This window comes from Vibrio sagamiensis NBRC 104589 (assembly GCF_007990935.1).
GTDB lineage: Bacteria > Pseudomonadota > Gammaproteobacteria > Enterobacterales > Vibrionaceae > Vibrio > Vibrio sagamiensis.
The window spans coordinates 1-1096 of record NZ_BJXJ01000129.1 but is presented as its reverse complement, the minus strand read 5'-3'; the positions used below and the strand labels follow the sequence as shown (position 1 = coordinate 1096).

1 protein-coding gene is annotated in these 1096 nt (G+C 44.5%); it reads left to right on the top strand.

Annotated elements, in window-relative coordinates; genetic code table 11:
• Positions 1-235 precede the first annotated feature (235 nt).
• Positions 236-1096: DUF6923 family protein (locus tag VSA01S_RS19775; RefSeq protein ID WP_443098142.1), on the top strand; the 861-nt coding region annotated here is incomplete at its 3' end.

Here is a 1096-nt window from a genome sequence, read left to right as displayed (position 1 = left end):
ATCATTTTCGGAGTTAAAATCTATACGACCTGTCGACTGAACCATACAGTCTTTAAATGACTCTCAATTTAAAAATGGTCAGCCTCTTTTATTGCTAAGTGAAAATTTACCTGACAGCAATCTCCTTGTTGTGCATTTATATTGGCTTATTTTTTGCTAATACCTATTGTTTTCTTAATAGGAGATGAACATGAACAAAGCGATAATATTAGGTCTGTTGAGCCTGGGGCCATTCGTGGTACAGGCCACGCCATTTTCCTCATGCCCGGAAAAAGCGGTACTCTTCAGCGGTGCTGGGAGTTCCTCAGATTTCGTAGAAATCGATTTGGCAACTGGTGAATATGAAGTTGTTGCAACCCTCGATAATTATGTAAATGCAGCTGGGTATAATGAGACAGACAACTACTTCTATGGTGTAACTTATGCAAACAACGGGCGCACTTTTGCAAGAATTGGCGCTGACCATCAAATTCAATATCTAAACGTCACAGGGGTCTCTTGGGTTGCCGCAGGGGATGTCTACGATAACTTTTACTACCTGCAAATAAGCAATGGCCTTTATAAAGTGGATTTATCGCCTCTCGCATCGGATGTCAATGCTACGTTGACCCGGGAATACGTGATGCCACTGTCTAATCCTATTCTGGACTTTGCTTTCAATCCGGAAGATGGATTGATTTACGCCAAATTACATCCTGGCGGCTTTATAAAAATTGACCCAGTGGCAAAAACTGTGGTTAGTCTCGGAGGTGGTGTTGGCGGGACATTTGGCGCTGCATATTTTGATGGTGATGGTAACTTCTATATTGGTGACAATAATACCGGTAAAATTTACAAAGTGGATGTGTCAGACCCGGCCAGCCTTGCATCCCCAACTTTGTTTACAAACGGTCCAGCTGCAGGTCTTAACGATGGTGCACGTTGTGCGTCTGCGCCACTATTGGGTCCTAATAGTACGGTTGATTTGGGCGATGCCCCTGATAGCTACAAAACCACCTTATCGGAGAACGGGCCTCGCCATATGATGGACGGCACCACTTATTTAGGTGCGTTGGTTGACGCCGAGACCGATGGGCAAGTGGCTTCCAGTGACGAT